Source organism: Tardiphaga sp. 768_D3_N2_1, from assembly GCF_052076105.1.
Taxonomy (GTDB): Bacteria; Pseudomonadota; Alphaproteobacteria; order Rhizobiales; family Xanthobacteraceae; genus Tardiphaga.
On record NZ_CP197245.1, the window covers coordinates 140,834 to 154,593 of the forward strand.

At 61.4% G+C, this 13,760-nt stretch carries 12 protein-coding genes and 1 pseudogene; 6 read left to right on the forward strand and 7 right to left on the reverse strand.

Translation table 11 applies throughout. The annotated features are described in order from the left end of the window. Positions 1–9: 9 nt before the first annotated feature. Positions 10–720: a glutathione S-transferase N-terminal domain-containing protein gene (locus AB8A27_RS00655; RefSeq protein WP_441244791.1), complete on the reverse strand. Its 711-nt coding sequence runs from the start codon at positions 718–720 to the stop codon at positions 10–12. 383 nt (positions 721–1,103) lie between these two features. On the opposite strand from AB8A27_RS00655, the gene AB8A27_RS00660 reads away from it, so the two are divergent. Together AB8A27_RS00660 and AB8A27_RS00665 are read left to right on the forward strand one after the other, a co-directional pair. After that, positions 1,104–1,682 carry a sigma-70 family RNA polymerase sigma factor gene (locus tag AB8A27_RS00660; protein ID WP_441240238.1) on the forward strand — a complete coding sequence of 193 codons (579 nt, stop codon included), beginning with the start codon at positions 1,104–1,106 and terminating at the stop codon, positions 1,680–1,682. Next, on the forward strand, positions 1,679–2,443 hold the full coding sequence (locus AB8A27_RS00665) for an anti-sigma factor (protein ID WP_441240239.1): 765 nt from the start codon (positions 1,679–1,681) through the stop codon (positions 2,441–2,443). Before AB8A27_RS00660 ends, AB8A27_RS00665 begins: the two co-directional genes overlap by 4 nt. Positions 2,444–2,498: 55 nt before the next feature. Here AB8A27_RS00665 and AB8A27_RS00670 read toward each other — a convergent pair whose 3' ends face one another. Beyond that, positions 2,499–3,761: a hypothetical protein gene (locus AB8A27_RS00670; RefSeq protein WP_441240240.1), complete on the reverse strand. Its 1,263-nt coding sequence runs from the start codon at positions 3,759–3,761 to the stop codon at positions 2,499–2,501. Between the two features lie 339 nt (positions 3,762–4,100). On the opposite strand from AB8A27_RS00670, the gene AB8A27_RS00675 reads away from it, so the two are divergent. The 3 genes from AB8A27_RS00675 to uvrB all read left to right on the forward strand — a co-directional run bounded on the left by AB8A27_RS00675 (position 4,101) and on the right by uvrB (position 8,616). After that, a complete protein-coding gene (locus AB8A27_RS00675; protein ID WP_441240241.1) occupies positions 4,101–5,165 on the forward strand; it encodes a hypothetical protein in 1,065 nt (354 codons plus the stop codon). A gap of 108 nt (positions 5,166–5,273) precedes the next feature. Continuing rightward, positions 5,274–5,666 carry an EF-hand domain-containing protein gene (locus AB8A27_RS00680; RefSeq protein WP_441240242.1) on the forward strand — a complete coding sequence of 131 codons (393 nt, stop codon included), beginning with the start codon at positions 5,274–5,276 and terminating at the stop codon, positions 5,664–5,666. Between the two features lie 40 nt (positions 5,667–5,706). Next, positions 5,707–8,616: an excinuclease ABC subunit UvrB gene (uvrB, locus tag AB8A27_RS00685; RefSeq protein ID WP_441240243.1), complete on the forward strand. Its 2,910-nt coding sequence runs from the start codon at positions 5,707–5,709 to the stop codon at positions 8,614–8,616. 260 nt (positions 8,617–8,876) lie between these two features. Here uvrB and AB8A27_RS00690 read toward each other — a convergent pair whose 3' ends face one another. From AB8A27_RS00690 to AB8A27_RS00705, 4 genes and pseudogenes are all read right to left on the reverse strand, one after another. Next, positions 8,877–9,482, reverse strand: coding sequence for a hypothetical protein (locus AB8A27_RS00690; RefSeq protein WP_441240244.1), 606 nt, complete (start codon positions 9,480–9,482; stop codon positions 8,877–8,879). A gap of 102 nt (positions 9,483–9,584) precedes the next feature. Further along, positions 9,585–10,052, reverse strand: a complete 468-nt coding sequence (locus tag AB8A27_RS00695; protein WP_441240245.1) for a hypothetical protein — start codon at positions 10,050–10,052, stop codon at positions 9,585–9,587. A 53-nt stretch (positions 10,053–10,105) separates the two neighbouring features. Then, positions 10,106–10,351 (reverse strand): annotated as a pseudogene (locus AB8A27_RS00700) (transposase); the annotation flags it as partial. 528 nt (positions 10,352–10,879) lie between these two features. Beyond that, entirely contained in the window at positions 10,880–11,689 is an 810-nt protein-coding gene (locus AB8A27_RS00705; protein ID WP_441240246.1) for an ABC transporter substrate-binding protein, read from the reverse strand. A 212-nt stretch (positions 11,690–11,901) separates the two neighbouring features. On the opposite strand from AB8A27_RS00705, the gene AB8A27_RS00710 reads away from it, so the two are divergent. After that, on the forward strand, positions 11,902–12,606 hold the full coding sequence (locus AB8A27_RS00710; protein ID WP_441240247.1) for a GrlR family regulatory protein: 705 nt from the start codon (positions 11,902–11,904) through the stop codon (positions 12,604–12,606). 7 nt (positions 12,607–12,613) lie between these two features. On the opposite strand, the gene AB8A27_RS00715 is transcribed toward AB8A27_RS00710, so the two are convergent. Beyond that, a complete protein-coding gene (locus AB8A27_RS00715; RefSeq protein ID WP_441240248.1) occupies positions 12,614–13,636 on the reverse strand; it encodes a S1C family serine protease in 1,023 nt (340 codons plus the stop codon). Positions 13,637–13,760 lie beyond the last annotated feature (124 nt).

Below are 13,760 nucleotides of genomic sequence, written 5' to 3' on the forward strand. Positions count from 1 at the left end.
TATTCTGAGCTAACTCTTTACCACGGCCGACGTCTGGCCGAACAGCAGCTTGCGCTCCTCCTCGGTGCGGATCGGCGGCTGGCCGAAATTGGGATTGACCTCTTTGGCGATCTCATAGGCGCGTTTGACGGCGGGACGCTCGGCAATGATTTCGAGCCAACGCTTGAGATGCGGGAAATCGTTGATGTCCTGGCTCTGGTTCTTGTAGGGCACGATCCAGGGATAGCTCGCCATATCGGCGATCGAATAGTCACCGGCGATGAATTTGCGATCTGCGAGGCGCTTGTTGAGCACACCATAGAGACGGTTGGTTTCGTTCACATAGCGATCGATGGCGTAAGTGATCTTTTCCTGGGCGTAATTACGGAAGTGATGGTTCTGTCCAGCCATCGGCCCGAGACCGCCCATCTGCCAGAAGACCCACTGGATCGCGTCATAGCGCACAGCGAAATCGCCCGACAGGAACTTCCCGGTCTTCTCGGCGAGATAGAGCAGCATCGCGCCGGACTCGAACACCGAGATCGGCTTGCTACCGCTCTTGGGCGCATGATCGACCAGCGCCGGAATGCGGTTGTTCGGCGCAATCGCCAGAAACTCGTCCTTGAACTGGTCGCCCTTGCCGATATTCACCGGGATGATCTTGTAGGGCAGCCCCGCCTCCTCAAGAAAGATCGTGATCTTGTGGCCGTTCGGCGTGCTCCAGTAGTAAAGGTCGATCATCGGGCGTTCCTGCGCATGCTGGATGAAGCGCATCCGAACTGAATGCGATTGCATCGAGTTCGCCAGATCGACCATATGAAGTCAATGGCATCGCCATGCCGGGACGTTGAACCGTCCTGCAAAACACGAATGCCGGGCTCCTGCGGAGCGCTGTATTCGCTGGCGGTGGTATGTGAAGTCGTAAATCAGCAGCGCGCGACTTGCATGCCTGTGATCGCGATACCCGTCGTCTTTCCGGTAGCGCCGGGGATCCTGGCAGCTTCGGTCGCTTTGCCGGTGGCAAGATCGACCACGCCTGGCGCGCCATGCCCCTGAAAATAAATTCCTCCGGGTACATCCAATTTCCGCGCGGCAAGGTAGACTGACCATGCAAGGGCATGGACATGACTGGGAATGGCACCATCACCGAGACCCAGCGCGACGAGGCGGGTCTCGACCACGCGCACGAGGCGCAGCTCTCGGCGGCGTTGGCGCGCTGTGCAGCCGGCGATCATGCGGCCCTGCAGATGATCTATAGCAGCGAAGCCCCGAAGATGATCGGCATCGCCCGCCGCATCCTGTTCCGGCAGGATCTCGCGGAGGAAGCCGTGCACGACGCCTTCGTGCGGATCTGGTGCGCCGCCGCCTCGTTCGATCCGCATCGCGGCTCAGCCCGCGGCTGGCTCCATGCGGTGGTACGTAAGCCCGCGCTCAGCATTCACCGCAATGAGCATCGCTATGATGCGTCCGACGACAGCGCGCTCGATATCGACTGCGAGGCGACCGTGACGCGGATGCCGGAGACATCGGCGCTCCGCAAATGCCTAGAGGGTATAGACCGGCCGCGCCGCGATGTCGTGGTATTGGCCTATGTCCATGGCATGAGCCATGGCGAAATGGCCGGACGGCTGAAGGTACCGCTCGGCACCGTGAAGAGCTGGGTCCGCCGCAGTCTGTTCTCGCTGCAGGAGTGCATGGGATGAGCATGCGCGACGACAACACGCATTCCACCGACGATCTTGCGGCCGACTATGTGATGGGCCTGCTGGAAGGCGCGGAGCTTGCCGCTGCCGAAGCGCGCATGACCGACGATGCCGAGTTCGCCAGGGCCGTCAGCGTCTGGCGTGAGCGATTGGCCGATCTCGACGCCACCGCCGAAGCGCTCGCCCCCAGTGCTGGGCTGTGGGACCGCATCTCCGACTCCACCAGGATCAAACCCGAGATCCCGCTGCCCGGCGCCCGCGCCGCGCTGCGCGGCGCAACGCTGTGGGACAATATCAGCTTCTGGCGCGGCGCCGGCATCGGCGGGGTGTTCACGGCCTTGATGCTTGTGGTGGTGCTTATCGGCGCGCTCGCGACGTCGCGCCAGCTGCGCCGCGAGCTGATTGCGCTGGCTCAGCGCAAGCCGATCTATGTCGCCGTGCTGGTCAATGACGCCACCAAGGAAGCCGGCGCCATCGTCAACACCTTCTCCGACGGCCGCGTCGAACTGATCCCGCTGCGCCCGATCGACGTCCCCGCCGGCCGCACGCTGCAGGTCTGGACCCTGTGGGATCGCAGCATCGGCCCGAAGTCCATCGCCGTCACCAGCCAGTCGCGCACCCTGCAGCTCGATCTCGAAGAGCTGCCGGAAGCCGTCCCGGATCAGCAGTTCGAGATCACGCTTGAGCCAGAAGGCGGCTCGCCGATCGGGCAACCGACCGGGCCGACTCTCTTCAAGGGCAATGCGGCGCGGGCGCTGTGAATTGCAAAAGCCGATCCACGGCAATATCGCCATGGATCGACCGGTCTGTTCACGCCTAGCGAGATTCCACCTCTTTCGGCTTCCCGATAGATCCAGTTGGACTCAAATCTCCTTCTGCAGGCTTTGCCGTGTTACGCACATCGGGCGTATTTGAAGGTCGACCGGACAACAGCGAAGGATTTCTTGGGGACCGTAGTCGGGCAAGATATTGTCGGCGTTCAAGCGACGCGCTGTACAACCGTCCGCCCTCGCCCGGCACAAGGTCAGCCTCAAACGCAGCTTTGGCCAAAGCTTGATTCAACGCAGTCTGACATTTGTTCTTTGAAGTGGGATTGACCACATACTCGGTCGTATCGCCCAGCAAGTTTTGACACGACCGCCACATCAGCTTCGTCACAAGGAAGAAATGTGGAGTGTATGCTTCAATGGCGAGTGTCGCGTAGTTCATGTTCCACACGAAGTCGCGCCATAGGCGAAGATCTCCATTCCCGTTGTTCATAATTTGCAGCGCATATGCCAGGGTGCCGCAAACTTCGCCGGGCGCCATGGCATAGCTGGCTGGATAATATCCATCAGGCCCGGGAGTTACGATCACCGGTGTCAGCTGGCACCGCTTCGTAAGATTGTCGATGATCAGCCACATGTTGAGTTCAAGCGAGTCTCGATAAAGTGGCAGCAAGGTGAGAACCGGGCCAGCGCTGGAAAAGCTCAGACTAAGAAGATCATCGACCAGGGAAGTTGCTTGATTGACTGCCTTGGTTGCGTGAATGGCGGCTTTCACTGAGTCCGAAACGACCGGGATCTTCCCCATCAATTTGTCACGAATTTCGGAAAGTGATGCGTTGCTTTCGGCATTGAAGAGCGTCGTCAGCGCGAGTCTGAACAGCGCGTAGTCCAATCTCGCCATCTTCTCATCGAAAAACTGGCAAACCGCCGGCAGTGTAAATCTTGCGGCTTCAAGCGTACCGATCGCTGCAACCGTGTTGTCCGTTACCACGACTTTCGTGCTCGTATCGGGATAGAGGCAATGGTAGGCTTCATAGGCCGTTTCCACCGCAGCCCTCATATTTGCTTCGATAGCGAGCTTGTCAGCTTCGTTATGACCGGCTTGCCGCGCGGCGGCCAGCAACACACCAACCAACAAATATGACCGAAACAACCTGTGGCTTTTCGTGTTTGCAACGAAGAGAACATAATCTTCGCCCTGCGCGACGATCCCCCCTCTTCGATTGATCTCCGCACACCCCGTCAGCATTGACGCCACCAGAACAAGCGCCATCATTCGCGCAGTAAAGCGCGTCGCGAATCTTGAAAACATGATCGCCCCCAAGCAAATCTTCGATTTGTAATGGGGTAAAGCTCGCCAGATTCGCGATGCATCCAGTAGTTGATATTTATCAGGTCATTTCTTTTGATTGATTTATCCACATCAATCGCCCTTGGGTTGAATGTCCATTTGCGCGCCGAAAGCAGCGCGGCGGCGCCCCTCGCGTCGTCGAGGAAGACGACTCACCGACCGGGCCTGTATTGTTCAAGTGCAATGCCGCGCGGGCGTTGTCGTCTCGCGGCGATCGGTTTTGGCCATTGAACGCTTCGGCCTGCGGAAGCGACAAACGGCCAGTATTCGGCGTCGAATGGCGCGTTGCGGAGAGAATGCATGCGATATTCGACCGATGATCTGCGCGCGGCTGTGACAGCCGGCGTGCTTCCTTCCACGCAGCTCGACGCCCTGCTGGCTTTCCTCGCTGCGCGTGCGCCGGCACAGCCGGCTGCCGGGCCCAAATTCGATGTCGTGCATTTGCTCTGGTATGCCGGCGCGCTGGTGGTGATATCAGCGATGGGGTTGTTCTCGACGCTGGCGTTTTCGCAAATGGGTGGAGCGGCGCTGACCGCCACTGCGCTGGTCTATGCCGGCCTGTTCACCGCTGCCGGACACTATCTCTGGACGGTCAAGAAGCTGCGCACGCCGGGCGGACTGCTGATCGCGGTTGCCGTGGCGATGACGCCGCTTGCCGTGTTCGGCATCCAGGATGCTTACGGCGCATGGACTGAGTTCGGCAAGCCGGCGGCGATGCGCGATTTCTATATCTGGATCAAGGGCAGCTTCGTCTTCATGGAGCTTGCCACCATCGCCGCAGCGATCGTGGCACTGCACTTCTATCGCTTTCCCTTCATCGTCTTCATCATGGCGGTCGCGCTGTGGTTCCTGTCGATGGACGTCGTGCCGTGGATCACCGGCACCAGCTACGGCAGCTGGGAAATGTCGCGCAAGATTTCCATCTGGTTCGGCCTCGGCATTCTGGTTGCTGCGGTGATCGTCAACCTGCGCCAGCGCAGCGGCGATTTCGCATTCTGGCTTTATCTGTTCGGCGTGCTCACATTCTGGGGCGGCATCAGCGCCACGTCGAACGGCACCAATCTCGACAAGGCGCTATACTGCCTGCTGAACATCGGCTTCCTGCTGATCTCCGTCGCTCTGTCACGGCGGGTATTCGCGGTGTTCGGCACCATTGGCATTGCGATCTATCTCGGCGACCTCGCCGAGAAGATCTTCAAGGACTCGATGCTGTTCCCGTTCGCACTGTCGCTGATCGGCATCGGCATCATTGCGCTGGGGCTGTATGTCCATCGCCACCAGCACGCCATCGGCGCCTGGGTCGATGCGCGCCTGCCCGAAGCGCTCAAGCGGCTGCGGGCGGAACCGGTCGCCGGACAGGTTTGACGAGGCCGGCCCTGCAGGCAGAAAGCACGACGGCAAGTCTCATCCCTTGAACCGACCATTCCCTTCAGGCATCCTTGCAATCAAGGATAGCATTCAAGGGAGGCTGCCATGGCGTTGTCGCGTCGGACCGTTCTGTTGTCGCTGGCCCTGTCACTTGCCGTCGTGCTGCCAGCCAACGCTGCCAGCTTCCTCGTCAGGCTCGATCCCGACAAGGATGGCACCGTCGACATGGCCGAGGCCAAGGCCGCCGCCGGCAAATTGTTCGACCTGCTCGACCGCGACAAGGACGGCACGCTGGACGCCCGGGAACTACGCGGCCGCATGAGCAAGAGCGAATTCGCTGCTGCCAATCCGGACAATGACGGCACGCTCGACAAGGCGGAATATCTCGCCGTGGTGGAAACGCGGTTCCGCGCGGCAAATCCCGATAATGACGGCACCATCGATGCCAGGGAATTCGCCACGCCAGCGGGCAAGAAGCTGTTGAAGCTGCTCAAGTAGGGCCCTTTTATCGCCATCGGACTCGCCCCATATTCGACCCATGGCGAAGAAACCCGACTCTCCGAAAAAGCCCGCAAAATCAGTCAAGACACCCGCCGCCAAGCCTAGCGCCGGCCGTCCAGAGGTCAAACCGATCGGGCCTGCGCTGGCGGAGCTGTTGAATCCCGCGATCAATCGCGGCGATGCCGGCATGGGCTCGGGCACCGGGTTGCAGCCACCGCCGACCAATTCCTTCGAGCGCCGCTCCGGCGGCGAGGCCGCGGTGCATCGCGCCCGCAAGTCGACGCCGAAGAAGTTTGACGGCGACGAGGGCATGCGCCCGACGCCATTGCAGCCGTTTCCACAGCCGGTTGTCGCGCCCTATGCGCCGCGGCTGAGCGAGCAGAAGGGTCTCGAGGAAGCGCCGCAGGCCAATTACAACACCTCGGCCTCGATCCCGACGCTAGATCCGGAACTGGCCAAGCAGCTTGGCTTCACCACCGAGGAAGAAGACGCCGAAGCGCTGACGGCGCGGCCGCCGCGCAACAAGATGGAAGCGCTCGGCGTCGCTGCGACGGCCGATGCGCTTGACGCGCTGATCCGCGACGGCCGTCCGGAATTCCGCGAGCAGAAAGTGTGGACGCCGCACCGTCCGCCGCGCCCGGAGAAGTCCGAAGGCGGCGTGCGCTTCGAGCTGAAATCCGAATATGAGCCGAAAGGCGACCAGCCCACCGCGATCAAGGAACTGGTGGAGGGCATCGACCGCAACGACCGGACTCAAGTTCTGCTCGGCGTCACCGGCTCCGGCAAGACCTACACCATGGCCAAGGTGATCGAGGCGACGCAGCGCCCGGCCATTATTCTGGCGCCGAACAAGACGCTCGCCGCGCAGCTCTATGGCGAGTTCAAGAACTTCTTCCCCGACAACGCGGTCGAGTACTTCGTCAGTTATTACGACTACTACCAGCCGGAAGCCTACGTTCCGCGCACCGACACCTATATCGAGAAAGACTCGTCCATCAACGAGCAGATCGACCGCATGCGCCATTCGGCGACGCGTGCACTGCTAGAGCGCGACGACGTCATCATCGTCGCCTCGGTGTCGTGCATCTACGGTATCGGTTCGGTGGAAACCTATACCGCGATGACCTTCGCGCTGAAGAAGGACGAGCGCATCGATCAGCGCCAGCTCATCGCCGACCTCGTCGCTTTGCAATACAAGCGCACCCAGCACGATTTCACCCGAGGCACCTTCCGCGTCCGCGGTGACGTCATCGACATCTTCCCGGCCCACTATGAAGACCGCGCCTGGCGCGTGAACCTGTTCGGCGACACCGTCGAGAGCATCGAGGAGTTCGATCCGCTCACCGGCCACAAGCAGGACGAACTCGAATTCATCAAGATCTACGCCAACTCGCATTACGTGACGCCGCGGCCGACGCTGATCCAGGCGATGAAGTCGATCAAGGAAGAGCTGAAGTGGCGTCTCGACCAGCTGCACAATCAGGGCCGGTTGCTCGAGGCCCAGCGCCTCGAACAACGCACCACCTTCGATCTCGAAATGATGGAAGCCACCGGTAGCTGCGCCGGCATCGAGAACTATTCGCGCTATCTCACCGGACGCCGCCCCGGCGAACCGCCGCCGACTTTGTTCGAATATGTCCCCGACAATGCGCTGGTCTTCGCCGACGAAAGCCATGTTTCGGTGCCGCAGATCGGCGCCATGTTCAAAGGCGACTTCCGCCGCAAGGCGACGCTGGCGGAATATGGCTTCCGCCTGCCCTCCTGCATGGACAACCGCCCGCTGCGCTTCGAGGAATGGGACATGATGCGCCCGCAATCGATCGCGGTGTCGGCAACGCCGTCCGGCTGGGAGCTGCAGGAATCCGGCGGCGTGTTCGTCGAGCAGGTCATTCGCCCCACCGGCCTGATCGACCCGCCGATCAATATCCGCCCGGCCCGCACCCAGGTCGACGATCTCCTCGGCGAAGTCCGCGCCACCGCGGCCGCGGGCTACCGCTCGCTGATCACCGTGCTGACCAAACGCATGGCGGAAGACCTCACGGAGTTCCTGCATGAGCAGGGCATCCGCGTGCGCTACATGCACAGCGATATCGACACCATCGAGCGTATCGAGATCATCCGCGACCTCCGCCTCGGTGCCTTCGACGCGCTGGTCGGCATCAACCTGCTGCGCGAAGGCCTCGACATTCCCGAATGCGCGCTGGTTGCCGTGCTCGACGCCGACAAGGAAGGCTTCTTGCGTTCGGAGACGTCGCTGATCCAGACCATCGGCCGCGCTGCGCGTAACGTCGATGGCCGCGTCATTCTCTATGCCGACCAGATGACCGGCTCGATGCAGCGCGCCATCGCCGAAACCGATCGCCGCCGCGAGAAGCAGATGGAATACAACACGCTGCACGGTATCACGCCGGAAAGCGTGAAGAAGTCGATCGGCGACATCCTCAACTCGGTCTATGAAGGTGACCGCGTGCTGGTGGATATCGGCGGCGGCATGGCCGAAGACGCCATCACCATCGGGCATAATTTCGAAACCGTGCTGGCCGATCTGGAAGTGCGGATGCGCGAGGCCGCGGCCGACCTGAACTTCGAGGAAGCCGCAAGGCTCCGCGACGAGGTCAAGCGCCTCCGCGCCACCGAACTCGCCGTAGTCGACGACCCCACCGTCAAGCAGCGCGGCGTCACCGCACGCGGCGGCGGTTACAAAGGTGAGAAGAAATATGGCGATGCCGCCAACCTGCCCGCGCGTCTCGACAAGGCCGCGCAAGGCAAGGCGCGCGGCAAATACGCGAGCAAGGCGCGCAAGCCGACGCTGGACGAGATGGGTCCGGGCGTGGAGAGCAAGATTTTCCAGCCCACCAACTCACGCGAGTCCGGCCCGGAATTCGGGCCGGCGCCGAGAAGCTCAGGCGGCGCACCGGGGCATCGGGGTGGATGGAAGAAGCGGTAGCTACGCTCTTCTCCTAGCCACACAAGCGGACAGCGATATCCCCTCCCCCTCACGGCAGAGGGGCGAGCCGCGAACGCAGGCCAACTAGAAATTTTTAACCCGACAGGGCAGCGCGGATTCCATAGATGAAGCAACGATCCGTCAGGAGACTACGGAGGCGGTGCTGATGGCTGGGGTGATGGCGTTCTCGGACTACAAGGAACAGAGCAAGACAGACGCGACTCTTTCCAAATTCGATATGGTGTCTGATATTTACGTCGCTATGCGGCGGGCGGCGGCTCAAGCGGCGGCGAAAAAAGCATAGAAATGTCGCGGTTTAGCGTCGCTATGTCGGTCGCTATTTTCCTGATCCCGTTGAATGTTAGCGCCCAATGGATGTTGGCTCGGCCATCCTCTGATTTTGTCTTTTTTGGCTTATCGCCGCTTTGGCGTAGGAGCGCTCCATCCGTCTCGGGGTAAAGGTTGCCTGGGTTGTTCCAAGAATCCTCCGACATCCCGCCACCCCAGAGCCGGTGCATGACCTGATGGCGCTGGGAGGCGACGTTTCGAATGCGACCGACGAAGATCGCTGCATTTGACCGCAACGGCTCCGGCGATTTGAGTTCAATCTGGCTCTGAAAGAGGTCTAGCGTATCTCTCAGATTTCTTACCTTCTTGTATTGAGACAGTAGTTCGTCGTCGCCCTCGATGAATTTTCGAATTTCCATGTCAATGAGGGTTTCCAGCATCCCCCATTGAACTGCCACCATTCCGATAGCCCATAATTGGCGATCTGGGACGGCGGGGTTAAAGTCGAACCGATTTCTTGAAGGAAACCAAAGAGGATCGTTTTGCAAAATAGGGGGCTCTAAAGACGATTTAGACATGACCAAGCGCCTGATGGGTTCGCTCGTGCGCATGAAGCCAGAGCCGCATGAGGATATGAAGGTAAGGAAAAAGCCCCCTAAGAAGAAACAGACTCCGCGTCCTCAGAAGTCGCTGCCGCCGGAATAATGGCTTCGATACGGAATGCGAGCGCCGAAGTGCTGGTTGTTCTTGCACTGCTTGCAGTCGTACCAGTCTTGTCCGTTTGAATTATGCGAAAATTGCAGGATGCTTACATGTCCCTGTTGATAGCAAGCGGCACACGCGCGATGAATTGGTTCGCCGTTTGCGTCCGATTCTTTCAGTTCGTAAGCGAACGAACCGGCTCCGTAATCCTTAAGCTGGTATCGCTGCATTTGGCTTCTCTTTCCTTCGAAGGAAGTCACCTGCTTTTCAAGTTCGTCTACGCGCTTAACCAGCGCAAATTGCGCCTCTTGTGCGGAGAGGATCTTTTCTTGCAACTCTATGACAGCCGCATTCCTGATGGTCGCGTCACTGATGTCCTTCAAGGCCTTCGCCATGTCGAACGCAGTCTTGAGCGCGCTAGCTCCCGCCATCGCTTCGCTTATCATAACGCTTCCTCCAAGCCCTGAAGCGCTTTGCAGCCTGCTTCTTATGAGAAAGTTTAGTTAGCTGGCCGGTACGTCAGGCGCTTGCCCTCGATACCTTTGAGAGCCTTCGCCGTCGGTTCTCCATCGCTAACGCCCAAGCCTGAGCGATTGTTGTAGCGGAACTGGAACTCGGTCAAGTAGCGTTGCACGTATTGTTCACCGCAGAACGTGTACGTGCCGCGCATACCGCGCTTGAACACGCCGAAGAAGTTTTCGACGTTGTTCGTGGTGAAGCCAGCCGCATTCTCATACTCGCGGCCGACGATGCTGGCCTCGTTCGAACGTCCGCCTTGACAGTATTCCTATAAGACTATATACCCCTCTCCGTCCTGCTCATGAGGGGCGCTTCTCGAGGGCGCTTTCGGAGTGGAGCAGGATACGGCGCCTGCGGACGTGCCTCGCAAGCACGGACTCGGGAGGTCCGGGGTCACCGTCCTGGCCCACTACGGGGCTGCGCCGGAAACGGCTGGACGGGTGCGGGTGAAGGCAGGCGAAAGCCTGTCCGGAACGGAGGACTTATTAGTCCTGCCCAGTACCCGGAAGCACGGTCCCTGGAACAGAAATCGCCGTGATGGAGCGCCGCAAGGCGTTGCGCTGCAGAAGGCGAGGCGTCGCAGCCGAGCCGGATGTGGCGACACTACCCAAGGTGCGCCTTGCGGCGCTCCATTCCCCTCAGTTTTCGAGGGGACAACGACAGCTCACCTCGGGGCTTTCGCCCACGAGAACGATGTCGCGTGGCTGTTTGACATGTACATCCGAGCGAACGATAGCGGGCTTCTCACGCGTCGTTACTTCCCCGCTGGCGGCGCGACGTCGGCGACCTGGCCACTGCGCTTCAGCGCGTCGGCGACGAAGCCCGACGCCTTCATCTCCTCGACGAAGGCGGCAAGAAAAGCGACACCAGCCGTGCGCGGTCTGTCGGCAATGCGCGGCATGGCCATCGCCTGCTGGATCTCCTGGAAATGCCCGGACATCACGCGCATCTCCGGATGATCCTTGGCATAGGCATCGAGCTGCTGGCGCACGCCGGCGGCGGCATCGAGCTTCTCGTCGAGAAACTTGCGGATCATCGCGCTGCCGCCGCCGGCATCGGCGCGCAGCACGGTGGCATGTTTGATGGTGCGGGTGAGATAGAGGTCGTAGGCCGAACCGAGGCCGACCGACATTTTGATGCCGTCCTTGTCGACGTCATCGACAGTCTTCAGCGGCGAATTGACCGGGACCATGTAAGTGCCCTCGATGATCACATAGGGCGCGGTGAAGATGATCTCCTGCGCGCGCACCGGCTCGATGGCGATGAAGCCGACATCCCAGGCGCCGGCCTTGGCGCCCTCGAACACCTTGCCAGCGGCTTCATAAGGCACGTAGTCGACAGGCACGCCGAGGCGCTTCGCCAGCTCGGCGGCCAGATCCGCGGAGACGCCGCGCGGCGCGCCGTCCGGGCCCTTTTGCGCGAGGACGCTGTTGCCGTAATTGATCGCGGCGCGGAGCTTTCCGGTGGGCGCGAGATCGCGCAGCACTTCGGGCGGCGGCGCGGACTGGGCGAAAGTGGGCAACGCGGCCGTCATGAACAGCACCATCCATCGCAATAATCGCATCGCCGGCCTCCCCGATTTCGGCGCGACCATGCCCGCAAAGCCGCCGCGCGACAATCGGCGACCTGCCCCGCCAACGACAGCGTGATCGGCCCGGTATGCTAACCCGCGTTCGGCCAGCGGACGGGATGGCTGTTATGCGATCCGGGGAACTCCTTCTCCCGCACTGCGCGACCGTCTACACTCATGTCCGTTGGCGCAACGGGTGGCTTTAAGTGTTCAACGGTTTCTACAAATGCGAATACCAGGCGGGCGACGTGGTCGGCCGCAGCGTCATGTATTGCAAGGACGGCCGCATGCTGGGCGGCAACACCGCCTTTGCCCATGTCGGCACCTATGAGGAAATCGGCGACGCCATCCACGCGGTGATCCACGGCCAGCGCCATCAGGTCGGATCGCAGTTTCGCACGCTCTACGGCAACGACGACGGCGCGATCCGCGTCCGCGGCGTGTACGACGGCAAGAACTACAGGTTCACCGGCGGTGATGCGCAAGGCCAAGGGCCAGCCTTCCAGTCGAAAATGACGCGGCTCGACGAGGAAGACTTCCCCGCCACCGGCGCCGTGGGCGCAGGCGGCATCGTCAACGGCCTCTATTCCATTCGCCTGCAGACGCTGGACGGCGTCGAGGACGGGCTGACCGGCGTGATGTTGCTGTTCGACGGGCGCATCCTCGGCGGCGACGCGCGCTTCTATTATCTCGGCGCCTATGGCTCGGCCGACGGCCGCTGGAAGGGCGAGATCGTCAATCAGGAGCACACGCCGCTGGCCGGCGAGACGTCGATCTTCGCAGGCTATGAAGTCGGCATCGGCTTCTCCGGAAGCTGCAACGACAGCGGCGCGGCATTCGAAGCCACCGCGCTCGCCGGCAAGCGAAGCCTGCGCCTGAAGGCTACGCTGTCGCTGCTGCACAAAGCCTGACGCGTCGTTAGGCGCGCGCCAGCATCCTGCGTTCGACGGGGTGGACATCGATCGTCCGCAACCGTCCCATCCGCAGCACATCGATCTCGATCGCGCGATCGATGCGATCACGATCCAGAATCCGGATCAGATCATCGACGCCATTCACCGGCACGTGATCGAGCGCGATCACGACATCGCCGGGCAGCAGGCCAGCTTTCGCCGCGGGACCATCGGGATCGATCTGGTCGAGCAGCGCACCCATGGTGTTCTCCACACCGGCGAGCAGAGCATGGCGCCGCGGGATCGGCGCAGTCTGGCCGGACACGCCGATAAAGGCGCGGCGGACATGGCCGTGACGGATGATCTCCGACAGCACGAATTGCGCGGTGTTACTGGCGACCGCAAAGCAGATGCCCTGCGCGCCCTGGATGATCGCGGTGTTGATGCCGATCACCTCGCCACCCGACGATACCAGAGGGCCGCCGGAATTGCCGGGATTGAGCGCGGCATCGGTCTGGATCACGTCCTCGATGGAGCGCCCGCTCACCGAGCGGATCGAACGGCCGAGCGCCGAGACTACGCCGGCCGTCACGGTGAATTCGAAGCCGAGCGGATTGCCGATGGCAACGACGAGCTGGCCGCGCTTCAGATTCTTGGAATTGCCGAGCCCGGCATAACGCAGGTCGCGCGCGCCATCGGCCCGCAAAAGAGCGAGATCGGTATCGGGGTCAGCGCCCAGCACGCGCGCATCAGTGACGACACCTTCGGTATCGCGCAGGCGGATATGCTTCGAATTACCGACGACATGGCTGTTGGTCAGCACGAGGCCGTCGGGCGAGATGACGATGCCCGAGCCGAGCCCGCCGCGCTCACGCCCGTTGGGCGCCTTCGCTCCGGTCTCGACGCGCACGACCGCCGGGCCGACGCGTTCGGTGACATCGATGACGGCGTTCGAATAGGCATCGAGCAGCGCCGCATCGTTCGGCGCTGCAGCAGCGACCGGTGTCGCGGAATCGTCATCGAAGGGATGTTCGGTGATATCAAGCATGACGGTGGTTCCTTTGTGATTCAAATGGGCCCGGCGCGCGCCACCGCAAGTGCCGCATGCACGATGGACATGGCGGGGCTGCGCCGCGGTTTAACCGCAGCTCTGTTCAAGCCGTGACTTTACG